This is a genomic window from Burkholderia pyrrocinia (genome assembly GCF_001028665.1).
Lineage (GTDB): Bacteria > Pseudomonadota > Gammaproteobacteria > Burkholderiales > Burkholderiaceae > Burkholderia > Burkholderia pyrrocinia.
Map to the genome: position 1 here is coordinate 2,728,143 of NZ_CP011504.1, position 22,507 is coordinate 2,750,649.

Sequence of the window (22,507 nt, forward strand, 5' to 3'; positions counted from 1 at the left end):
ATGTCAGTGCCCTTGTGGAAGCATTGTCGCAGCAGGCCGTTGGCATTTTCATCAGCCCTGCGCCGCCACGGGCTGCGCGGGTCGCAGTATCACGTGAAAGCGGATCCACCCTCGCAGTGCGAATCGTCCACTGGCGACGGCGCCGGGTAGGTCAGTTGCGCTCCTGCTCCAGCCAGCGTCTTTGCGACGCGTAAAGATGTGTCCGCATGGCTGCCTGTGCCATCAGCACTTCGCCATTCTCGAGCGCATGAAGGATCGACTCATGCTCCTCGAATGCCTTGGCCCACGTTTGCCCGCTCTCGGCCCGTGCGCTGACGCGTGACGAGATCGGGCTATGGCGTCCATCGAAGAGCTCGCCCACCAGTCGGACCAGAACGGAATTGCCCGTCATCGCGGCAATTGCCACGTGAAGTTCGCGATCGTGCTGAAGCGGGGAGCGGCCTTCCGCAATCGCGGATCGCATCGCTTCCACGGCGCGACGCACGGGTGCCAGCAGTTCAGGCGTCGCGCGGGCGCAGGCCAACTCGATCACGCTGCCTTCCAGCGCCGCACGGGCATTCATCAGCTCGATCGGGTTTTCACCCAGCGATGTCGCCGGCGCGGCCGGGGCCTTCGCGACAGCACACACGAACACGCCGGCCCCCATCCGCACTTCGACGATGCCTTCGATCTCCAGGGCAATGAGCGCCTCCCGAACGGACGGCCGCGAGACCCCCAGCTGTTGCGCGAGATCCCGCTCGGGCGGCAGGCGTTCTCCGTCGGCAAAGCGCCCCTCCTCGATCAGCGAGCGAATCTGGTCGGCGATGCGCTGATAGAGACGGCGGGTATCCACCTGATTGAACTGGCCCAGCAATGCTCCCCCTCGCCGCGTACCGCGCATGTGTGTTCCGGAGCAATGAGTCTACTGCACTTCGAATGGCCTGACCAATTTGCCAAGCGTTCGGATGAGCGGCGCCGGAGTGGTTCGCACTTGGCTTTGAATTGGCCTTACCAAATCGTCGTGAATCGGTATCGTCCGATGCTCCGCGCGTGCGGGCTAATCCCCTCGTGTGCCATGCGTGTTGGGCTTTCCATGGATTTCTCGGCGGCGACGCGACTAGGTGTTTTCCATGGATTCGATGAAATTGGCTTGACCACAATAGGTCAGGCCAATAGTCTTCGGCTGGTCAGGCCAATTTATGTCAGAACCGTCCTCTTTTCATACGTTATCGAGATCCCGATGAGAACAGTCATTTGCGAAGAACCCGGCCGCCTCGTTGTTGCCGAGCGTCCGATGCCGGCCGCGGGGCCCGACGATGTGCTGATTCGCGTGAAGCGGGTCGGCGTATGCGGTACCGACATGCACATCTTTACCGGCAACCAGCCGTACCTCGCGTATCCGCGCGTGATGGGCCACGAACTGGCCGGCATCGTCGAGAGCGCGCCGGCGGGCGCGCGCGTCAAGGCGGGCGACCAGGTCTACGTGATGCCGTACCTGTCATGCGGCACGTGTGTCGCGTGCCGTGCCGGCAAGACGAACTGCTGCACGCGAATCCAGGTGCTGGGCGTGCACGCGGACGGCGGCATGGTCGAATACCTCGCCGTCCCGCAGGCATTCGTGTTCGACGCGAACGGCGTCACGCTCGATCAGGCCGCGATGATCGAATTCCTCGCGATCGGCGCGCACGCCGTGGCGCGTGCCGACGTCCGCTCCGGGCAGCGCGTGCTGGTCGTCGGCGCCGGTCCGATCGGCATGGCTGCGCTGATTTTCGCGACGCTGCGCGGCGCGCAGGTCAGCGTGCTCGACGGTCGCGCAGACCGGCTCGCGGTTTGCGCGACGGCGCTGGGTGCGCACGCCACCGTGCCGCTCGATACGACGGGGGAGGGGGCGGACGTGCAGCGTCTCGCCGCGCTGACCGACGATGAGTTTTTCGACGTCGTGTTCGATGCGACCGGCAATCTCGCAGCGATGGAGCGCGGCCTCGACTTCGTCGCGCACGGGGGCAAGTACGTGCTGATCTCGCTCGTGAAAGGTCGCATCTCGTTCTCGGACCCGGAATTCCACAAGCGCGAAACGACGCTGCTCGCGAGCCGCAACGCGACGCCGACGGACTTCGAAACGGTGCTCGCCGCGATGCGTGCCGGCCAGGTCCCGACCGATTCGCTGAAGACGCACGCGCTGAGCCTGGCCGATCTGCCTGACCGCTTCGCGGAGCTGCTCGAACCGGACGCCGGCGTGATCAAGGCGCTCGTCGAATGCTGAGCGCGGACGGCAAACCGATGACCAATCCGATCCTGCAATTCGGTACCAGCCGCTTCCTGCAGGCGCATGTCGACCTGTTCACGTCGGAAGCGCTGGCCGTCGGCCGTGCGCTCGGTGCGGTGACGGTCGTGCAGACGACGTCGAGCGCCGAGAGTCGCGCGCGCATCGATGCGCTGCGCGCGGCGGGGCGCTATCCGGTGAGAATCCGCGGCAGGCGGAGCGGCGCGACGATCGACCGGCAGGTCGACTGCGTCGCGATCACGGAAGCGCTGCATGCGAGCGAGGACTGGGCGCTGTTGCGAGAGCGCGTGGCGCTCGACGTCCGGGTGATCGTATCGAACACCGGCGACAGCGGTTATGCGCTGTTCGACGACGACGGTGCGGACCTGCTCGACGGGCGCCGCACGCCGCGCGGCTTCGCGGCGAAGCTTGCGGTGCTCCTGCACGAGCGCTTCCGGGCGGGCGGTGCGCCCATTACGCTGCTGCCGTGCGAACTCGTCGCCCGCAACGGCGACACGCTGCGCGACCTGGTGGTCGGCGTCGCGCGGGGCTGGCGCGCGGACGCGGCATTCGTCGATTACCTGATCGGGGGCTGCGTGTGGGTCAATTCCCTCGTCGACCGCATCGTGTCGGAGCCGATCCATCCGGTCGGCGCGGTTGCCGAGCCGTATGCGCTGTGGGCCGTCCAGCGCACCGCCGGGATGACGTTGCCGTGCGAACACCCGGACATCGTCGTGACCGACGATCTCGAGCGCTACGAGCGCCTGAAACTGCTGCTGCTCAATCTTGGACACACGATGCTCGCGCAGCAATGGCTCGCGCTCGGCAGTGCGGCGGACATGACGGTCGGCGCGGCGATGGACGATCCCGCCTACCGCGAACCGCTCGAAGCGGTGTGGAACGAAGAGGTGATGCCGGTGTTCGTCGCGCTCGGCGAGCGCGACGCGGCGCTCTCGTATCTGGACGAGGTTCGCGACCGGTTCGCGAATCCATTCCTTGCGCACCGGCTGGCCGACATTGCCGGCAATCACGACATGAAGAAGATGCGACGCCTGCGCCCGGTGCTCGACATGGCGCGCGCGCTGAAGTTGCCCATCGGGCAGCCGCGCCTGATCGCGGCGCTTGGATGAACGGCCGCAGCGTGCGGGCCCGTTGCAGTGGCGTCCGGGCGCGGCGACAAGACAAGATGAAACGACAAGGAGACAAACGGCGATGACGACACGCATTATCGATGTGCAGGTACGCGACATCCGCTTCCCGACGTCGAAGAGCATGGACGGTTCCGACGCGATGAACGGAAATTCGGACTACTCGGCAACCTATGTGACGCTCGTCACCGATGCGCGGAACGGCATCGACGGGCACGGCCTGACCTTCACGATCGGCCGCGGCAACGAACTGTGCGTCGAGGCGGTGAAGTCGCTCGCGAAGCTGTTCGTGATCGGCCGCTCGCTCGTGGAGATCACGGCAGACTTCGGCGCGTACTGGCATGAGATGGTCGCGGGCGATTGCCAGCTTCGTTGGGTCGGCCCCGAGAAGGGCGTGGTGCACCTCGCGACGGCCGCGCTGATCAATGCGATCTGGGACCTCTGGGCGAAAACTGCCGGAAAACCGGTCTGGAAGCTCCTCGTCGACATGACGCCGGAACAACTCGTGAGTTGCGTCGACTTCACGTACATCGACGACGTGCTGACCCGCGAGGAAGCCGTCGCGATGCTGCGCCGGGTGGCGCCGGGCAAGGCGCTGCGCGAACGGGAGATGCACGAGCACGGCTACCCGGGCTACACGACCGCGGCGGGCTGGCTCGGCTACCCGGAGGACAAGATGCGCATGCTCGCACGCGAGGCGGTCGCGGACGGGTGGACGCACCTGAAGCAGAAGGTCGGCGCGGATCTCGAGCAGGACGTGCGGCGCGCGCGGATCCTGCGCGAGGAGCTCGGCTGGGAGCGCAAGCTGATGATGGATGCGAACCAGAACTGGGGCGTCGACGAGGCCGTCGCGAACATGCGCGTGCTCGCGCAGTTCGACCCGTGGTGGATCGAAGAGCCGACCAGCCCGGACGACATTCTCGGTCACGCGACGATCCGGCAGCGAATCGGGCCGATCGGCGTCGCGACCGGCGAGCACGCGCACAACCGCGTGATGTTCAAGCAGTTCTTCCAGGCGGGCGCGCTCGACTTCTGCCAACTCGATCCCGCGCGGCTCGGCGGGTTGAACGAAGTGCTTGCCGTCGTCCTGATGGCCGCGAAGTTCGGTGTGCCGGTGTGCCCGCACGGCGGGGGCGTCGGCCTGTGCCAGTACTCGCAGAACATCGTGCTGTTCGACTACATCGCGGTGTCGGGCTCGCTGGATCGGCGCGTGCTCGAATACGTCGATCACCTGCACGAGCATTTCGAGGCGCCGATCGTGATTCGCCGCGGGCGCTACATGCCGCAGGAGGCGCCCGGTTACGGCGTCACGATGAAGGCGGCATCGCTCGACGCATTTGCGTACCCGAACGGGCCCGAATGGCGGGCGTGAGCGATCGGCCCCACGACGAGAACAATCCCGGAGACAACGATGACCCATGATCCGCAACAATCGCAGCACCTCGCCGGCGCGGTCAGGAAGGCCGCGATCCGGCTCCTGCCGTTCCTGACGCTGATGTACGCGCTGGCGTTCATCGACCGCGCGAACGTCGGTTTCGCAAAGATCGCCTATCAGGCCGACACAGGCCTGAGCGACGCCGCGTTCGCATTCGGCGCCGGTATCTTCTTCATCGGCTACGCGTTGTTCGAGGTGCCGAGCAACCTCATCATGAACCGCGTCGGCGCCCGCGTATGGATGAGCCGAATCATGGTGACGTGGGGCTTCGTGTCGGCATCGATGATGTTTGCCCACACGCCGACGCAGTTCTACTGGATCCGTTTCCTGCTCGGTGCGGCGGAGGCCGGATTCTTTCCCGGGATCATCCTGTACCTGACCTACTGGTTTCCGGCGAAGGGGCGCGCCCGCGCGCTCGGGCTCTTCTACTTCGGCGTGCCGATCGCGATGCTGATCGGCAACCCGCTGTCGGGCTTCCTGTTGCAGATGCATGACATGTTCGGCTTGCGGAACTGGCAATGGATGTATCTGGTCGAGGGCCTGATGGCGACCGTGGTCGGCGTGATCGCGTTCTTCTACCTGACGAGCCGGCCGAAAGACGCGCGCTGGCTGACCGAGGACGAGAAGCGGGCGCTGAGCGGCGCACTCGACGCCGAGGAGCGCGCGAAGCCGCGGCATCTGTCGACGACCGTGTTCGGCGTGCTGAAGGACCGCCGCGTGCTGACGTTCATTGCCGCGTACTTCTGCATCCAGATCGGCAATGCGCCGCTCGCGTTCTACCTGCCGTCGAAATTCGCCGCGACGATGGGCTCCCAGATCAATGGAAAAATCGGTCTGCTGCTGATGATTCCCTGGTTGTGCACGATCGCCGCGATGATCGTCGCGACCCGCTTCGCGGATCGTCGCGACAATCATCTGCAGGTCGCGGCCGGCATGCTGACGGTCGGGATTCTCGCGTTCGCGTCGCTGTCCGTGATCAATACGCCGGCGCTGACCTTGCTCGCATTCTGCATCGCGATTCCCGGCCTTGTCGCGTGCCAGCCGGTGTTCTGGTGCCTGCCGACACGCTATCTCGGCGGGACGGGCGCGGCGAGCGGCATCGCGTTCATCGTGTCGATCGGCAATCTCGGCGGCTTCGTGTCGCCGCAGATCAAGGCGTTCGCGGACGCGGCGTCGCACGATGCGCGCGCCGGCTTCGTGGTCGTCGCCGCGTTGTGCTTCGTCAGCGTGCTGCTGCTGCGTTCGCTGCGCGGCATGGGGCACGCGGCGGCCGAAGGCACGCACGGCGGTGCACAGGTCGGCACGCATCGGTGAAGCCTCCACCGGCTCGCCACCTCACACGACCTATCCAGGATCATCATCATGACCATCTCCGCCACCGAACAGGCCGCGATCCGACTGCATCCGAATGACGATGTCGTGATCGCGACGCGCCAGCTCGTATCCGGCGCCCGGATCGCATCCGAGGCGCTCGTCGTTGCCGGCCTGATTCCGCCCGGTCACAAGATCGCGACGCGCGACATCGCGAAAGGCGAGCCGATCAGGCGCTACAACCAGATCATCGGCGTCGCGCGCGAAGCGATCGTGCGCGGCCAGCACGTGCACGTGCACAATCTCGGCATGGCCGAGTTCGCGCGCGAGCATGACTTCGGCATGGCCGCGAGTCCGACGCTGTTCGACGAAACACCGGCGACCTTCATGGGCATTCGCCGGGCTGACGGACGGATCGCGACGCGCAATTACATCGGCATCCTGACGAGCGTAAATTGTTCCGCGACGGTAGCCCGCGCGATCGCCGACCATTTCCGGCGCGATGTGCACCCGCAGGCACTGGCCGGATATCCGAACATCGACGGGGTGATCGCGCTCACGCACGGGCTCGGCTGCGGAATCGACTCGCGGGGCGAGGGGATCGAGATTCTGCGCCGAACGCTGGCCGGCTACGCCGTGCATCCGAACTTCCATTCGGTGCTGTTCATCGGCCTCGGGTGCGAGACCAATCAGATCGGCGATGTGCTTCGCGAAGGCGGGCACGCGGATGCCGCACGCTTGCGGCATTTCACGATTCAGGAAAGCGGAGGCACGCGCAAGACGATCGAACGCGGCATCGCGATGGTCACGGACATGCTCGCGGATGCGAACCGCACGGCGCGTGTTGCGGTGCCGGCATCGCATCTCGTGGTGGGGCTGCAGTGCGGCGGCTCCGACGGATATTCGGGCATCTCCGCGAATCCTGCGCTGGGTGCGGCGGTCGACCGCCTGGTACGCCAGGGCGGCACCGCGATACTCTCCGAGACGCCGGAGGTCTACGGCGCCGAGCATCTGCTTACCCGGCGCGCCGTCAGCCGCGAGGTCGGGGAGAAACTGCTCGCGCGAATCGCGTGGTGGGAAGGCTATTGCGCGCGCAATGGCGCCGCGCTGGACAACAATCCGTCGGCCGGCAACAAGGCGGGCGGACTCACGACGATCCTCGAGAAATCGCTGGGCGCGATCGCGAAAGCGGGCACCACGAACCTCGTCGACGTGTTCGAGTACGCACAGCGGATCGATGCGCACGGCCTCGTCTTCATGGATTCACCGGGCTACGATCCGATGTCCGCGACCGGGCAGGTCGCGTCGGGCGCGAACCTGATCTGCTTCACGACGGGGCGCGGATCCGCATACGGCTGCGCGCCGGCGCCGTCGCTGAAGCTTGCGACGAATACGGCGCTGTGGGAGCGTCAGGAAGAGGACATCGACATCAATTGCGGCGGCGTGATCGACGGCACGACGACGGTCGGCCAGCTCGGCGACGACATTTTCAGGCGCATGCTCGACTGCGCATCGGGCGCGTATTCGAAAAGCGAGTTGCACGGTTATGGGCAGAACGAGTTCGTGCCCTGGCAGGTCGGCGTGGTGACGTAACACGAGGTGCTCAACCTGGCGCGCACTCGACTCTCTGGCATTCCCCAACTGTTAAAGCGCCTGGTTCGACTTTCCATGCTCGGGTGGAGCGATCGAGTTCGGATCGCACTCCGAAGCTGCCAACGTCTGGACACTGACCTTCGCCAGCGCCTCGAATATGGCCGGCGTGCGTTCCAGGCGGGCGATGGTTCGTGCGCCTTCGAGGGCGGCCACCAACGCGGCTGCGGTAGAGGACGCATGCATCGGAGAGAACCCGCAGCCCCTGAAATGCGCCGCAATGATCTCGGTCGAATCCACGAACCCGCGCGCTACCCGTTCGGTCAGCTCGGCGTTGAGCGCAGGCAGCTCGTTCGCCAGGTTCTGCATCAGGCAACCATACTGGAAATCGGAGTCGACCATCTCGGCCGCGAATGTTTCGAAGAGCCGATGGACAAAATCCAGCGCGTTACCCGCCGTATCCGCGGATATTTTCCGTAGCACGGCCATTCTGCTCGCGACGTACTGATCGATGGCTTCTTCTGCGAGCTGCGCCTTGCCGCGCGGGAAGTGGAAGTAGAACGATCCTTTGGGCGCACCGCTTTCCTCGAGGATCTGGGTCAATCCAGTCGCTGTGTAGCCTTGAACGCGAAACAGTTGCGTGGCCGTGGCAATCGCGCGTGTGCGGGCGTCGGTTTTACGTGTCATGCCGCGACCATATCACGTCTCGCTTGACTCATATATGGCAATCGCCATAGTATGGTGATCACCATATTTTGGGGTGAACTATGCCACGCGACCAGATCGAGCCGTCGGCGTCCCGGCGAGCTGTCTTGACGATGGGGGCGGCCAGCCTGGTTGTGGCCCTGCTTCGACCAGCGAGTGCAAACCCTGGGGGAGGAACTGACGTGACCGCATCACCGTATGGGGGTGGAACGCTCCCCAAGCAGGTACGCTCGCGCATGATCCACGGCGTCAACGGCCTCGATGTCCATATCCTCGAGGCCGGTTTCGAGAGCCCCGGCCGGCCGCTCGCGCTGCTGCTACACGGCTTCCCGGATTTGGCCTATGGCTGGCGACACCTGATGCCCTTGTTGGCTGATGCCGGCTACCATGTCGTGGCGCCCGACCAGCGAGGTTTCGGTCGCACCACCGGCTGGGTGAACGACTATGACGCGCCGCTTGCGCCTTTCAGCCTGCTGAACGTGACGCGCGACGCACTCGGGCTGGTTTCGGCCTTGGGGTATCAGCGGACGGCCATGCTGGTCGGGCACGACTTCGGATCGCCCGTCGCGGCCTATTGTGCGGTGGCCCGACCTGATGTGTTTCCGTCGGTGGTGCTGCTGAGTGCGCCGTTCCCCGGCACGCCGGCATTCCCATTCAACACTGCGGAAAGCGGCGCATCGTCGGTTCAACCGAACACCGACAATCAGAAGCTGGCCGCCGCGCTGGCAGCGCTCGATCCGCCCAGAGTGATCTATCAGCAATATCTCAGCACAAGCGAAGCAAACCACGACTTATCACACCCCCCGCAAGGCTTGCACGCGTTTCTTCGGACATTCTTTTACGTAAAGAGCGCGGACTGGCCGGGTAACAGGCCGCGTCCATTGAAGGCGCGAACGGCCGAAGAGTTTGCACAGGTACCGACCTATTACGTCATGGAACGCGGCAAGACGATGCCCGAGAACGTCGCTCCATTCCAACCTTCGGCTGCCGAGGTCAAGGCCTGTCAATGGCTCACCGAACCCGAACTTGCCGTGTATGCGGAGGAGTATGGCCGCACCGGGTTCCAGGGCGGCTTGCAGACTTACCGTGTCTATACCGATCCTGCCTTGAATGCTGAATTGCGCCTGTTCTCGGGCAGGACGATCGATGTCCCGTCGCTTTTCATCGGCGGCAAGAGCGATTGGGCGACCTATGTGTCGCCGGGCGCGCTCGATCTCATGAGGACGAAGGCGACGACGAGGATGGGTGGCATCGAGTTGATCGACGGCGCCGGTCACTGGATTCAACAGGAGCAGCCGGCTCGGCTCAGCGCGCTTCTCCTCGCTTTCGCCAGGCAGGTGGGCGGGGTGAATCACGTCAACAGTTAGGACGAGAACCGTCTTATCCGGTTCGCGCGGGCGATCGGCCAGGAGTTGCCGGTCGGCTTATGCTAGTGATCGGGAGATATCCCGGTATGGCGAGGGGACGTAACGGGTGCGACCTTGTGGGGCGCACCCGTTTTCCTTTTTGATCTTGTTCAATTTTCTCCGCAACTGACTCGGCTGATCGGAAGGGTGGAAACATGCACTTCCCATCTTCTTGTCGTCGTTGAAAATCATTCAATCGCGAAGCCAATTATCAAGATCGACCGAGGTGCAACAAAATACAACATCGCGCTCTCGTATAGACATGAGTTATGCATTTCGACCACGCCACCATCGTCACCGATGACATAGACGGTACCCGCCGCTTTTTCGATGAGGTTGTCGGTCTCGATACCGGGCCTCGACCGCCGTTCAGCGTGGACGGCTATTGGTTGTACCTCGATAGTCACCCGATGATTCACGTTACGCGCGCGACGCTTCCTGCGCAGACAGGCCGTAGCGCACCACGTATCGATCACATTGCGCTGCGCGTCGACGCACACCGCGAATGGGAGGCGTTGATCGAGCGGCTGACCAGCAGGCGGATCCGCTACACATTGAGTGACGTACCGTTGTCCAACGAGCTGCAGCTGTTCGTGTCTATTGCGCCGGGCGTTTGCGTCGAATTCGTTACGACGCTCACAACCAATAGTCAAAGCGAGATTCCGACAATTTAAGTCGGTGTGTCGGCCGCACGTCACCCGTTAGCGATGGACACGCCTGGTGCATTTGCCAGATGGCGATTGCCGATTCAATACACCGAATATTTCTTCATGATGAGCGATCCTAATCTTTTTACCGCCGCCACGCTCGCCGGACGCGACGTCACGCACCGGGTTGTGATGGCCCCGATGACCCGGGCTCGAAGCGCTCAGCCCGGCGATTTTCCGACCGCCGACAACGCGCGTTATTACGCGCAGCGTGCGTCAGCGGCGCTGATCGTGACCGAAGCCACGCAGATTTCTCCGCAAGGCAAGGGCTACTCGTTTACACCTGGCATTCACAGCGACGCGCAGATCGAAGGCTGGCGTACCGTGACAGAGGCGGTGCATGCGGAGGGAGGGCGCATTTTTTTACAGCTCTGGCATGTAGGCAGGATGTCGCATCCGGCTTTCCACGACGGTGCATTGCCGGTCGCGCCATCGGCGGTGGCGTTCGAAGGGCAGATCTGGAAAGTCGATCCGCTCACGGGAAAGGGAGCGATGGTCGACTGTCCGATACCGCGTGCGTTGTCGACGGCAGAGGTAAAGCAGGTCGTCCAGGATTTCAGGCGGGCCGCGCGCAACGCAATATCGGCAGGCTTCGACGGCGTCGAAATCCACGGTGCAAACGGCTACCTGATCGATCAGTTTCTCCGAACGACGTCGAACGTTCGGACCGACGAATACGGAGGCTCGCGCGAGAACCGGGCACGCTTCCTGACGGAGGTCGTCGATGCCGTATCGGACGAGGTCGGCGCATCGCGCACGGCAATCCGTATCGCCCCGTTTTTGACGGCTCGCGGCATGGCGTGTCCTGACATCTTGCCGACGATCCTCGATGTCGCGGGGTATCTGCAAGCGCGCGGCGTGGCTTACCTGCACCTCGTCGAAGCCGATTGGGACGACGCACCGCAATTCACGGAGATCTTTCGGCGGGAGGTTCGCGCACGTTTCACGCGACCGATCATCGTCGCGGGAAAGTACGACGTCGAGCGCGCAAACTGGGTCCTTTCGCATGGCTACGCCGACTTCGTTGCTTTCGGCCGAAACTTCATCGCTAACCCGGATTTACCGCGCCGTCTCGCAGAGAATCTGCCGCTTGCCAACTTCGACGGCGACACGTTGTTCGGCGGTGACACCCACGGCTACAGCGACTATCCGGCTTGGAGAGCCAACGACTCTTTGCCACAAGCGGCGTCCTGAACTTTTGATGCGTGCTACGGGCACGGCTTTGCGTACGGGAACGCACTTTTTAACGGAGGAAACGGGCGATGAAACTCAATGATCAAAAGGTGTTGGTGGTTGGCGGAAGCTCCGGGATTGGAGAAGCGACCGCGCGTGCATTTGCGGAGTGCGGAGCGAGCGTGACGATTGCATCGCGCGACGCGGCAAAGCTGACGGCGAGCGCAGATAGGATCGGTTATGGCGTGCGCACCGGCGTCATGGACATTACCGAAGACGCGAGCGTACGTGCATTTCTCGATTCGGCAGGCGAATTCGACCACGTTGTCGTGTCGGCCGCCCAGACACCCACGGGTCCGGTGCGCGGTCTGGAACTCGCCGACGCCTACGCGGCGATGAACAGCAAGTTCTGGGGAGCGTATCGCGTCGCGCGGGCCGTCCGCATTCGGCAAGGCGGTTCCCTGACATTCGTGTCGGGCTTTCTGAGTGTGCGGCCGAGCAAGACCTCGGTCTTGCAAGGCGCGATCAACGCAGCGCTCGAATCGCTGGCGCGAGGACTTGCGCTTGAACTATCACCGGTACGTGTCAACACGGTATCCCCGGGCCTGATTGCGACACCTCTCTGGTCGAAGATCGATGCGCAAACGCGCGACAGGATGTACGAAGGCGCCGCGGCACGATTGCCGGCCGGTCGTGTCGGGCAACCTGAGGACGTTGCGAACGCCATACTCTACCTCGCGTCGACCCCGTACGCGACGGGTTCGACGGTGCTGGTCGACGGGGGTGGCGCGATCGCGTAGCGCCTCGTCGATTGAACTTTGATCCCGCCAGGACCAGCGTGGTCCTGGCGGGGCGTGCCGATCGACTAGTCGGGAATGCTCGATCGTCGTTCTTCGGGACACGCCGCGCGCTGTATTTGTCGCGAATATCGATTTCGGGGAGAGACGCTTGTTAGACAATTTTCCGGCGCTGTTCACGTTCGCGGAAATCGTATCCCACGGTAGTTTGTCCGCGGCCGCGCGTCATCTGGATTTGCCGCTTTCCGTCGTGAGCAAGCGACTGACGCAACTTGAAGCCACCGTCGGTGTGCGCTTGCTGCTGCGAACGACGCGACGGCAAGTGTTGACGGAAGAGGGCACGTTATTCCACGAACAGGTTCTGCGCATCATTGATGAAATCGCACAGGCAGAGACGCTGTTGCAGTCGCGTCGCAACGATGTGAGCGGTAGCTTGCGAGTGACTGCGCCGGGGCAACTCGGGCGTGCATGGATCGTACCGATTGTCAGTCGGTTCCAGCACCTTCATCCCGATGTGACTGTCGAACTGCATCTTTCCGACGCGGTCGCCGATCTGCTCGACGGTGGTTGGGATCTCGCTGTACGGTTCGGCGAACTACCCGATTCGTCGTTGGTTGCCCGAACGCTCGCGCCCAATTTCCGCGTGCTGTGTGCATCGTCGGACTATCTTGAGCGTGCCGGCGTGCCCAAAACACCATCGGATCTGACGGGCCACGCCTGTATTCTGATCGGCCGGCAACGCCGTGTGGAATGGCAATTTATCGCCGACGAGCCAACGTCGATCCGCGTCACGGCAAGGGTTTTGACGAACGACGGTGAGGCCGCTCATCGTTTTGCGCTTGCCGGTGCCGGAATCGCAGTGAAATCGATCTGGGACGTCGGTGACGATCTTCGTGCCGGGCGCCTGAGGCGTGTGCTGCCCGGATACAAGCTAGCTGCCGCGCCGTTGCATGCGATCTTGCCTCACGGCCGCCTGCTGGTACCGCGCGTCCGTGTTTTCGCGGAATTTCTCCGCGAATCGCTCACGTCCGTACGGAGTTGGGGCGACGGGTAGTATCCGCCTCCGGAGCAGCGGTTACGTCTGCGCCGCAGGCGTGTTCAGAATGCCGTTAGCGCTTCCCAATACGCGGACGGCGGGATGGCTCTGACGTGCGTACCGAATCGTCGCCTGGCGTTTCCAGGCCAGACGAACGGATCGTTTGCAACAGCGCCTCTTCAAAACGCTCCATGGCGGGTGTAAAGGTCTTGCCGCGTCGCCAGCGCAATGCAGCGATGCGCGCCAGGCCGTCGTCCACGATAGTCATCGTTACGATTCGCGAGCCGGGCTGCACTGCCAGCGGGCTCGCGATCGTTGCGTAGTCGGCACTCTCGACGAGCCGTATCAGCGAATCGACATTGGCGGCCTCCACCCGAACGTTCAGCGCGATGTTTGCATTCGCACATGCGGCGTCGATCTGCCCGCGCATGGCGAATGCCCGATTCAGCAGCGCGAGCGGGTGGGGCGCAACTTCCTGCAGGCTGACGGTCTTTCCGATCCTGCGATGGGTAGATCGCCGGACGAGCGCCAGCCGTTCCGTGAACAACGTTCTCTGCTCGATGTCCGCATTCGACAAGTGAGAGAACGACACGCCGATATCCAGTTCATTTTCGATCAGCCCCTGATCGATCGCTGCGGCCGGGATTTCGTGAACGGACACGTGTAGCTGAGAATGTCGCGCGAGTAGCGTTGATATCGTCGGTATCACGAGCGATCTTGCGTATGTGTCGATCGCACCAATGCGCAACGTGCCGTGAACTTCGAGCGAGCGGTTTCGGACGTTGGCAAGCGTCACGTCGAGTTTATCCAGGATCGGCTCGATTTCCCCGAACAGATCCGCGCCCGCTTGAGTGAGCAGAATGCCGCGGCCCACTCGATCGAACAACGTCACGCCGAGCAGATCCGCCAGCTCACGGAGGTGCTGCGACAGTGCGGATTGAGTCAAGTGCAGCCGGGCTGCCCCTCGGGTCACACTGCCGGAGCGTGCGACCGCAACGAAGCTGCGCAACAGGCGAAGATCGATAGCTGAATGCATAACGGGGGCTAATGAATCGATACGTAAGACATTAATTTACATCAACTGGCCCGGGTCCTAACCTCTCGCCAACGCATGCTCTCAACAGAGGTGAAGATATGCCGCATCTGATCATTGAATCTACGCCCCGAATTGCGCGGCTGGTCGATTTCCGATCGTTGATGAGTACGTTGCACGAACGGCTCGCAGCACAAGGGCATGCTTTGCTCGCCGAATTGAAGAGCCGAACCTATACGGCCGAACAGTTCTTGTCCGGAGATGATCCGACAAACGAATTCGTCGTCGTCAGGTTGTTGCTGACGAAGCCCAGGAGCGAGCGGGTACTGCACGAAATGGGGAGACTGATTCACGACGTCGTGCGAGATGACGTCGAGCGTATCCAACCGGCGTTCGGCTGGCAGTGCTGCGTACTCGTCTGCGATTTCAGCGGTGCGCCTTACATCAAGACCGTTCGTGACGGGACCAACGCCGAGACCGGCGCGTCTACGTGACCTGGCACGTGTCAACAAGAATTCATGGAGACTGAAATGGACATCACGCGCAGCACCGGGTGCGATACGCCCGACGAACGAAAAGCAATCCCGGCAAACTTGTTGCCAAAGGATCTCGACGCACTTTATCGACGCATCGGTTGGAAACTGATGCCGTTGCTTCTGGTTGCACAGGTTCTTGCGTATCTCGACCGGGTTAACGTCGGGGCCGCGAAGCTGCAGATGGCGGGTGAGCTTGGATTGAGCGATACCGTCTACGGTATCGGCGCCGGCATATTCTTCGTCGGCTATTTTTTGTTCGAAGTACCGAGCAACCTTCTGCTGCATCGTGTGGGCGCGCGCTTGTGGATTGCCCGCATCATGGTGACCTGGGGTATCGTTTCGGCTGCTGCGGCGTGGGTCAATTCTCCAGCCACTTTCTATCTGCAGCGGTTGATCCTTGGCGTAGCGGAGGCCGGATTTTTCCCTGGCATCGTGCTGTACCTGACCTACTGGTTTCCTGCTCACCGGCGCGGTCGGATGACGACGCTGTTCATGAGCGCGACGGCGGTCGCGGGCATTGTCGGCAACATGTTGTCGGGTTGGATCATGACGAATCTCGACGGGTTCGCGGCGCTGTCCGGATGGCAATGGACGTTTGTCATCGAAGGCCTGCCGACGGTCGTCGTGGGTCTCGTCGTGCATTATCTGCTACCGAGCCGCCCGGCCGATGCACGCTGGCTGTCGCCGGAAGAGGCGGACACGGTGTTGCGAGGCCTCGATGTCAACGCAGGTCGTGCCGAGGAGACGCAGCGCGCATCTCGGTTGTCGGCATCGGAGATGGTGTTGCTGACGACGATTTATTTCCTGCTTCTCGTCGGTCTGTACGGAATCGGCTTTTGGCTTCCGACGCTCGTCAAGGACGCGGGTCTGACGAAACTGTCATGGATCGGCTTTTGCAGTGCGATTCCTTATTTGATTGCGGTGCTGGCGATGAATATCGGAGCACGTCGCGCGGACCGTGCAGGTAACTGGGCAGCCTATGTTGTAGGCGGCGCCTGTGTGGCGTCGGGTGGTTTCATCGTGAGCGCGTTGTTCAGTGGCGTTCTGCCTGCAGTGATCGCGGGGCTTTCGCTAGCCGCTGCGGGCACGCTGACGGCATTGCCGCTGTTCTGGCACCTGCCGACCATGCGATTGACCGGCACGGCCGCGGCAGCGGGGATCGCGACGATCAATTGTTTCGGGAACCTCGCGGGCTTTGCCGGACCGATCGCGTTTGGGTGGTTGAAGGACCGTCATCACGATGCGATCGGGCCGACCATGTTGCTGGCACTGAGTGCTTTGGCTGCGGCGGTACTCACCGCTATTTATCGGCGGGCGGCGAGGCCTTGAAGAGATGCATGCGGAGTTTGCGTGCCGTGTCTCGATGGGATAGGAATTTTTTGGTCTGGATTGAAAGTCTATTCATTTCAAGGCCCATTTTCAAAGTATGGGTGCTTGCCGAAAATTCATTTCACGCGCACGGTTTGGCGCGACATTCAATACCTGTTCATTCGTCATCATGCACCGCAATGCGGTGACAGAGACGCGCTTGCGCGTCATGAGGAGATTATCCATGGCAATTCAAGTCGATCAAGCGGATCGTGATCCAGCCAATCAGGCGCCGGATCAGCCGACGCGCCGTTCCTTCCTGACCAAGGCCGGCGTCGGCGCAGGCGCTTTCGCCGTCGGTGCGATGCTTCAAACGGCACAGGTCAGCGCGCAAACGAGTAGTCCCCGATTGAGCGCGGTAGCTGCGTCTGGGCAGGGAGAATTCTGGCCTAACGGCGCGCGGCTGGTTATTTCAATCTCGATGCAGTTCGAGGCGGGCGGGCAGCCCCCGAAGGGCGCAGACAATCCGTTCCCGAAGGTCGATTTCCCGGCGAGTGTCCCCGCCGATCTTGCCGCCGAAGCGTGGTTTGCGTATGGATACCGCGAAGGGATTCCCCGGATGCTGGATCTCTGGGATCGTCATGACGTGAAGGTGACGACTCATATGATCGGCGAGGCAGCGAAGCGGCATCCGGAGCTTGCTCGGGAGATCGTGGCGCGCGGCCACGAAGCGTCGGGCCACGGGCCGACGTGGAACTCGCAGTACGCGATGTCGCGACCACAGGAACGCGAATTCCTGATCCAGGCGCGATCGATGGTAGAAGAGGTGACAGGTCAACGCCCGATCGGCTATAACGCGAACTGGTTGCGACGCGGTCCGAACACGCTGTCGTTGCTGCAGGAGCTCGGCTACGTGTATCACATCGATGATACGAGCCGTGATGAGCCGTTCATCGAAAAGGTCAATGGCAAGGATTTCGTTGTGGTTCCGTACACGCTGCGCAATAACGACATCCTGTTGGTCGAGGGCCGGAATTACTCTCCGGACAAATTCCTCGAACAGATCAAGTTCGACTTCGATCAGCTGTACGAAGAGGCGGGAACGCGTCGACGCATGATGTCGATCAGCGCGCATGATCGTATCAGCGGAACGCCGCAGATGACGCGTGCATGGGACGCGTTCCTGCGTTATGCGAAGAGCCATCCCGGCGTTGCGTTCATGCGCAAGGACGACATTGCACGGTTCGTACTGAAAAGCCCGATTACGGTACGCGAAAGCGAGACAATCTAGGGCGCTGCCCGAGCGGCTCCGCACCGGTTCGATCGTGCGGAGTCGCTCGAATTGCCGGACCGGCAGAGCATGAGCCCCTGCTCGGCGTGGTCGTTGTGCGAGGTGTCATTGCTGCGCTGGAGGAGGTATCAGGACGATGCCGAACCGGCTTGCCGCTTCGCGCATGCGAGTCTTCGACGCGTCGGTGGGCGGTGCCGGCACCGCAGCGCCGTCGTACGTATCGGAGCACGTCTCGACGAAGCGATCGAAGCCGGCCGGCGAGCACACGAGCAGATAGTGCGCAGTCGTTGCGCCGCGATTCACGAACTGATGCGTCGTGCCGCGTCCAAGCACCACGTTTTCGCCGGGATGCAAGTGATGCGGCGTGCCGTCGACGACGACCTCCAGATCGCCGCTCAGCAGGATCAGTGTTTCGTCTTCACGCTCATGGCGGTGCACGGGTGTGGCGCGACCGGCGGGCGCGAAGATTTCGAGCATGCACCACGCACCGCCGGTGTGCTCGCCAGGTACGACAAGCCGGGTGCGGGAGCCGCCGAAATCATATTCAGCGGGTGTCTGGTTGAGGATGAACACCGTTCATGGTCCTTTCAATGGGAGATGGGCGGGATAAGCGTGATGCCACTTAATTTATGCGAACGACGCGAGGATTCAACCGATGCGTGAGTCGTATCACTGAAGACATGCTGTCCGGAATTGCCTGATGAAGAACCTGAGCCAGTTTGTCCATTTCGCGGCCGTCGCGCGTCATTGCAGCTTTGCGAAGGCCGCGCGCGACCTCGGCCTCGCGCCTTCGTCCGTTGCGAAAAGCGTGGCACGGCTCGAGAAGGATCTCGGCGTACAGCTTTTTCATCGCACGACGCGTTCGGTCAGTCTCACGGCGGAAGGGCGGCAGCTATATACGAAAAGTGAACGCTTGATCGAAGAAATCGAGGCACTCGATTTGGGGGCGGTCGGCGCGCGCGACGAGCCTGCCGGCCCACTCCGCATCGCGGCGCCGGTCGGCTATGGTTCACGCGTTCTATTGCCGATTCTTACGCGCTTGCAGCAACGTCATCCGCTACTGGAAATCGACCTGCGCCTTGCCGATGGGCGCGTCAACCTTCTCGACGAGGGTATCGACGCGGCGGTGCGGTTCGGTGCACTGGACGACTCTTCGCTTGTCGCCCGTCGCATCGGCGAGCAGGCGCTGATCCTTTGTGCGCATCCGGATTACCTGGCGGCCAACCCGACGATTCGTTCAGTTGACGATTTGCGGAAGCATCGCCTGATTGCGTTTCGCATGCCGACCACCGGCCGCGACCGGCCACTCGAGTTCATCGAGCACGGTCGAACGGTCGCGCTGACTATCGAGTCGGGCTTCCGCATCGACCACGGTGAAGCGCTCGCGGAAGCCGCCGCACTCGGCGCGGGCCTCGCGCAGTTCCCCGCGTTCCTCGCCAATGCCCACCTGCGTAGCGGCACGCTCGTGGAAGTGTTGCCGACCTGTCGTCCCGCTCCGCTGCCCATCAATCTCGTGATGCCGGGATCGCGTACGAGACCCGCTCGCGTGCGTGCGCTGGTCAACGCCCTGGCCGGTGAGGAGTGATCGGGGCCAGATCATGCGAGTGCCGCGATCCCGCCGATTTTCTTGTGTGGATTGAAAATAATTCAAGACGCAGGCCAATTATCAATCGGCACGGTGGCAAGCAGAATGACTCCATGTCCACTGCGGCTTCGCCGCCTTCCTGGAGACAGCCATGCCACTTCCCATTCTCGCGCTGGCCTTGAGCGCCTTTGCCATCGGCACCACGGAGTTCGTCATCATGGGCATCCTGCCTGATGTCGCGCAGTCGCTTTCGGTTTCCATCCCGTCGGCGGGGCTGCTCGTGAGCGGCTATGCGCTGGGTGTCGCCGTCGGCGCGCCTCTGCTCGCCGTTCTCACGAGCCGCATGCCGCGCAAGTGGGCGCTTCTGCTGCTGATGGGGATCTTCATCGTCGGCAATATTCTGTGCGCGGTCGCGCCTGGTTATACGAGCCTTATGATCGCCCGCGTCGTCACTTCGTTCGCGCATGGTTCGTTCTTCGGCATCGGGTCGGTCGTCGCCGCGTCGCTCGTGCCGCAGGACAAGCGTGCAAGCGCCGTAGCGTTGATGTTTACCGGTCTTGCGCTCGCGAATGTGCTTGGGGTGCCGCTCGGCACTTTCATTGGCCAGATGCTCGGCTGGCGCGCCGCGTTCTGGTCCGTCGCCGGTGCTGGCGTGCTTGCGGCGCTGGCTCTGGTGGCGCTTGTGCCGAAAACGCACGAAGTACAGTCCGCGAGCCTTGCGCATGAAGTCGGTGTGCTCAAGAACCCGCAGGTATTGCTCGCGCTGCTGATGACCGTGCTCGGCTTCGGCGGCATGTTCGTTGTGTTCACCTATATCACGCCCGTGCTCGAGCAGGCGGGCGGGTTCGCGCCGAGCGGCGTGACGAAGATTCTTGTGCTGTTCGGCATCGGCCTGGCTATCGGCAATGCACTTGGCGGCAAGCTTGCGGATCGCGGCGTCATGCGGGCGTTGATGGGAGTGTTCGTGCTGCTGGTCGCGATCATGGTGGTGTTCAGTCGCACCATGCATCATCCCGTGGCATCGGTTGTGACGATCTTCATCTGGGGCATTGCAGCATTCGCGACCGTGCCGGGCCTGCAGATGCGCGTGCTGAGCAAAGCTGCAAGCGCACCGAACCTCGCATCGACGCTGAACATCGGCGCGTTCAACGTGGGTAACGCGATGGGGGCGTGGCTCGGCGGCCTGGCGCTTTCGCACGGGCAGGCACTCGACACGCTGCCGCTCGTGGCCGCCGCGGTGACGTTGATGGCGATTGCGGTGACCGCTTTCGCGTCCCGGATCGATCGACGCGAGGCAGCACAAACGAATCGCGCAGCACGTCTTACAGCCTGAACATCCCAAGTCGCGTCACTTCCGGATTCAATCCGTTCATCGAGCACACCACCAAGGAGCCTGACATGAAATCCAGCACCGTCCTTTCCACCGTTTCCCGCGTCGCGCTGGCAGCCGCCACGGCCGCTGCCGCATTGCCTGCCGTTTCCGCCACCGACGACAATCTCGTGCAGCCGAAAACGCTGATTGTCGACAAGAGTCTCTCGAAGCATCAGGCCGAACAACAGATCCGTGCGGCACGCCTCTACGATACGTTCTGGAGCACGGGCGACGAGGCACAGGCTCGCGAGGCGCTAGCGGCCGATTTCACCGACCGCACGTTGCCCGCCGGCCGGCCGCAGGGCATCGCGGGGCCCCTGGCGGCATCGAAGGGCTTCCATGGCGCCGTGCCGGACGTTCACGCCGAGGTCGAACAGATGATCGTCGCAGGCGATCGCGTCATCACCCATCTGCACTTCACCGGTCACTTCACGGGCAGCTTCAACGGCGTGCAGGGAAAGGGGCAGGTGGTCGACTTCATCGCTACGGACATCTATCGCATTCGCGACGGCAAGATCGCCGACAACTGGCATCTCGAAGACAATCTGACGTTCCTCCAGCAGCTCGGCGTGGTCGCCAAGTAAGCGGGTCTGGGGCCGATCCTGCCGGTCGGCCTTTCCTTGGTCGATCCGCATCGCGTTACCATGCCCGGGTCCACGCGGGGCATCGCGCGGCACAACCCAATATTCTTTTCGCGTGACGCGATCATGGACAATCTCGGTGATATTCGCCTTTTCGTTGAAACAGCAAGCCAAGGCAGTCTTTCGGCTGCCGGCAGAAAGCTCGGTCTGTCTCCCGCCGCGGCGAGCGCCCGGCTCGTAAAGCTCGAGGGAGAACTCCATACGCAGCTGTTCGAGCGTTCGACCCGCAAGCTGCGCCTCACGGACGAAGGCCGCCTGTATCTCGTACACTGCCAGCATGCGCTGCAAACCCTGGAAGATGCGCGCGCGGCGTTGCAGGCCGGACGGGAATCGGTGAGTGGGGCGTTGCGCGTATCGGCCACCTCCGATTTCGGACGCACCGTGCTACGTCGATGGCTCGACGAATTCAACGAACGCCATCCGAACGTCACGCTGACGCTCGTCCTCTCCGATTCGCTGTCGCATTTGCTGCAGGACGACATCGATCTCGCGATCCGCTTCGGCGTGCCGGCCGACAGTTCGATGGTCGCCAAGCGCATGGCCGACAATCGCCGCGCGCTATGTGCGTCGCCCGACTACATTGCTGCGCACGGTATGCCGAGCCATCCCGACGATTTGCGCGAGCATCGGTTCATCGTACTTTCTTCGGCAGCGGGCGCGGCGAACAACTGGCGTTTCGCGCGCGATGGGGAGACCGCGTTGTTCACCGCGCCGCTCGACAGTTCACGTCAGACCAACGATGGTTCGCTTGCCCGCGAATGGGCTATGGAAGGCTGCGGCGTGGCCATGAAGTCGATCTGGGACATCGGCGCCGATCTGCAGGCTGGGCGGCTGAAGCTGCTCCTGCCGGAGTGGCGCTGCCCGGACGTGCCTGTGAACGCGCTCTTTCAACGCACGCCTTATATGGCTCCGCGCGTGCGCACATTGCTCGACTTCCTCGAGAAGCGGTTCTCCGAAGCCTCAGAAGCATTGGCGCCGTTCCTGAGATAGTTTGCGGCTCTCGGTGGCGGTCGATTGGACCTGTGGAGATCATTGCGGCCTGTGAGCGAGGCGAGGGGATGTCGGCGGCTCTCATGGCTTCGAGTCGTTTCTGTGATGCCGGAATGCCGCGAATGTTTGTCGCCTGTCCAAGGCGACTTGGACCTATCATGCGTGGGCCGGGCGCGTGGTATCCCTTCACGGAATGTCCGC

At 62.8% G+C, this 22,507-nt stretch carries 21 protein-coding genes; 17 read left to right on the forward strand and 4 right to left on the reverse strand.

The window, feature by feature from the left end; genetic code table 11:
- Positions 1-151: 151 nt before the first annotated feature.
- Positions 152-853, reverse strand: coding sequence for a FadR/GntR family transcriptional regulator (locus tag ABD05_RS28235; protein WP_238594141.1), 702 nt, complete (start codon positions 851-853; stop codon positions 152-154).
- A gap of 366 nt (positions 854-1,219) precedes the next feature.
- Between ABD05_RS28235 and ABD05_RS28240 the strand changes: the two genes are divergently transcribed.
- From ABD05_RS28240 to ABD05_RS28260, 5 genes are all read left to right on the forward strand, one after another.
- Complete coding sequence (locus ABD05_RS28240) at positions 1,220-2,242, forward strand: zinc-binding alcohol dehydrogenase family protein (RefSeq protein WP_047903244.1); 1,023 nt, start codon at positions 1,220-1,222, stop codon at positions 2,240-2,242.
- Positions 2,243-2,259: 17 nt separating this feature from the next.
- Positions 2,260-3,372 (forward strand): mannitol dehydrogenase family protein, encoded by a 1,113-nt coding sequence (locus ABD05_RS28245; RefSeq protein WP_047903859.1) that lies wholly within the window; start codon positions 2,260-2,262, stop codon positions 3,370-3,372.
- 82 nt (positions 3,373-3,454) lie between these two features.
- The gene (locus ABD05_RS28250) at positions 3,455-4,762 is read left to right on the forward strand and encodes an enolase C-terminal domain-like protein (protein WP_047903245.1); all 1,308 of its coding nucleotides are present in this window, start codon (positions 3,455-3,457) and stop codon (positions 4,760-4,762) included.
- A 39-nt stretch (positions 4,763-4,801) separates the two neighbouring features.
- On the forward strand, positions 4,802-6,139 hold the full coding sequence (locus ABD05_RS28255; RefSeq protein WP_047903246.1) for an MFS transporter: 1,338 nt from the start codon (positions 4,802-4,804) through the stop codon (positions 6,137-6,139).
- Positions 6,140-6,187: 48 nt separating this feature from the next.
- Positions 6,188-7,729, forward strand: a complete 1,542-nt coding sequence (locus ABD05_RS28260; protein WP_047903247.1) for a UxaA family hydrolase — start codon at positions 6,188-6,190, stop codon at positions 7,727-7,729.
- 51 nt (positions 7,730-7,780) lie between these two features.
- Here ABD05_RS28260 and ABD05_RS28265 read toward each other — a convergent pair whose 3' ends face one another.
- Positions 7,781-8,413 (reverse strand): TetR/AcrR family transcriptional regulator, encoded by a 633-nt coding sequence (locus ABD05_RS28265; RefSeq protein WP_047903248.1) that lies wholly within the window; start codon positions 8,411-8,413, stop codon positions 7,781-7,783.
- Positions 8,414-8,667: 254 nt separating this feature from the next.
- On the opposite strand from ABD05_RS28265, the gene ABD05_RS28270 reads away from it, so the two are divergent.
- The 5 genes from ABD05_RS28270 (at position 8,668) to ABD05_RS28290 (ending at position 13,568) form a co-directional block, all read left to right on the forward strand.
- Positions 8,668-9,798 (forward strand): alpha/beta fold hydrolase, encoded by a 1,131-nt coding sequence (locus ABD05_RS28270; RefSeq protein WP_047903249.1) that lies wholly within the window; start codon positions 8,668-8,670, stop codon positions 9,796-9,798.
- 308 nt (positions 9,799-10,106) lie between these two features.
- On the forward strand, positions 10,107-10,511 hold the full coding sequence (locus ABD05_RS28275; protein WP_047903250.1) for a VOC family protein: 405 nt from the start codon (positions 10,107-10,109) through the stop codon (positions 10,509-10,511).
- Positions 10,512-10,610: 99 nt separating this feature from the next.
- Positions 10,611-11,738, forward strand: a complete 1,128-nt coding sequence (locus tag ABD05_RS28280) for an alkene reductase (RefSeq protein ID WP_047903860.1) — start codon at positions 10,611-10,613, stop codon at positions 11,736-11,738.
- A 68-nt stretch (positions 11,739-11,806) separates the two neighbouring features.
- The gene (locus tag ABD05_RS28285) at positions 11,807-12,517 is read left to right on the forward strand and encodes an SDR family oxidoreductase (protein ID WP_047903251.1); all 711 of its coding nucleotides are present in this window, start codon (positions 11,807-11,809) and stop codon (positions 12,515-12,517) included.
- Positions 12,518-12,665: 148 nt separating this feature from the next.
- Positions 12,666-13,568 carry a LysR family transcriptional regulator gene (locus ABD05_RS28290; RefSeq protein WP_175804783.1) on the forward strand — a complete coding sequence of 301 codons (903 nt, stop codon included), beginning with the start codon at positions 12,666-12,668 and terminating at the stop codon, positions 13,566-13,568.
- A 55-nt stretch (positions 13,569-13,623) separates the two neighbouring features.
- Here ABD05_RS28290 and ABD05_RS28295 read toward each other — a convergent pair whose 3' ends face one another.
- Entirely contained in the window at positions 13,624-14,586 is a 963-nt protein-coding gene (locus ABD05_RS28295) for a LysR family transcriptional regulator (protein ID WP_047903253.1), read from the reverse strand.
- Positions 14,587-14,684: 98 nt separating this feature from the next.
- On the opposite strand from ABD05_RS28295, the gene ABD05_RS28300 reads away from it, so the two are divergent.
- The 3 genes from ABD05_RS28300 to ABD05_RS28310 all read left to right on the forward strand — a co-directional run bounded on the left by ABD05_RS28300 (position 14,685) and on the right by ABD05_RS28310 (position 17,718).
- Positions 14,685-15,077, forward strand: coding sequence for a 5-carboxymethyl-2-hydroxymuconate Delta-isomerase (locus tag ABD05_RS28300; RefSeq protein WP_148669153.1), 393 nt, complete (start codon positions 14,685-14,687; stop codon positions 15,075-15,077).
- Between the two features lie 36 nt (positions 15,078-15,113).
- A complete protein-coding gene (locus ABD05_RS28305) occupies positions 15,114-16,448 on the forward strand; it encodes an MFS transporter (protein ID WP_082146247.1) in 1,335 nt (444 codons plus the stop codon).
- A gap of 229 nt (positions 16,449-16,677) precedes the next feature.
- Positions 16,678-17,718, forward strand: coding sequence for a polysaccharide deacetylase family protein (locus tag ABD05_RS28310; RefSeq protein WP_420796374.1), 1,041 nt, complete (start codon positions 16,678-16,680; stop codon positions 17,716-17,718).
- A gap of 105 nt (positions 17,719-17,823) precedes the next feature.
- Here ABD05_RS28310 and ABD05_RS28315 read toward each other — a convergent pair whose 3' ends face one another.
- Positions 17,824-18,291: a cupin domain-containing protein gene (locus ABD05_RS28315; RefSeq protein WP_148669154.1), complete on the reverse strand. Its 468-nt coding sequence runs from the start codon at positions 18,289-18,291 to the stop codon at positions 17,824-17,826.
- A gap of 127 nt (positions 18,292-18,418) precedes the next feature.
- Between ABD05_RS28315 and ABD05_RS28320 the strand changes: the two genes are divergently transcribed.
- The 4 genes from ABD05_RS28320 to ABD05_RS28335 all read left to right on the forward strand — a co-directional run bounded on the left by ABD05_RS28320 (position 18,419) and on the right by ABD05_RS28335 (position 22,306).
- Positions 18,419-19,303 (forward strand): LysR family transcriptional regulator, encoded by an 885-nt coding sequence (locus ABD05_RS28320; RefSeq protein WP_047903257.1) that lies wholly within the window; start codon positions 18,419-18,421, stop codon positions 19,301-19,303.
- A gap of 151 nt (positions 19,304-19,454) precedes the next feature.
- Positions 19,455-20,636 carry an MFS transporter gene (locus ABD05_RS28325; RefSeq protein ID WP_047903258.1) on the forward strand — a complete coding sequence of 394 codons (1,182 nt, stop codon included), beginning with the start codon at positions 19,455-19,457 and terminating at the stop codon, positions 20,634-20,636.
- Between the two features lie 65 nt (positions 20,637-20,701).
- Positions 20,702-21,259: an ester cyclase gene (locus tag ABD05_RS28330; protein WP_047903259.1), complete on the forward strand. Its 558-nt coding sequence runs from the start codon at positions 20,702-20,704 to the stop codon at positions 21,257-21,259.
- 123 nt (positions 21,260-21,382) lie between these two features.
- Positions 21,383-22,306, forward strand: a complete 924-nt coding sequence (locus tag ABD05_RS28335; RefSeq protein WP_047903260.1) for a LysR family transcriptional regulator — start codon at positions 21,383-21,385, stop codon at positions 22,304-22,306.
- The last annotated feature ends 201 nt before the right edge of the window (positions 22,307-22,507 follow it).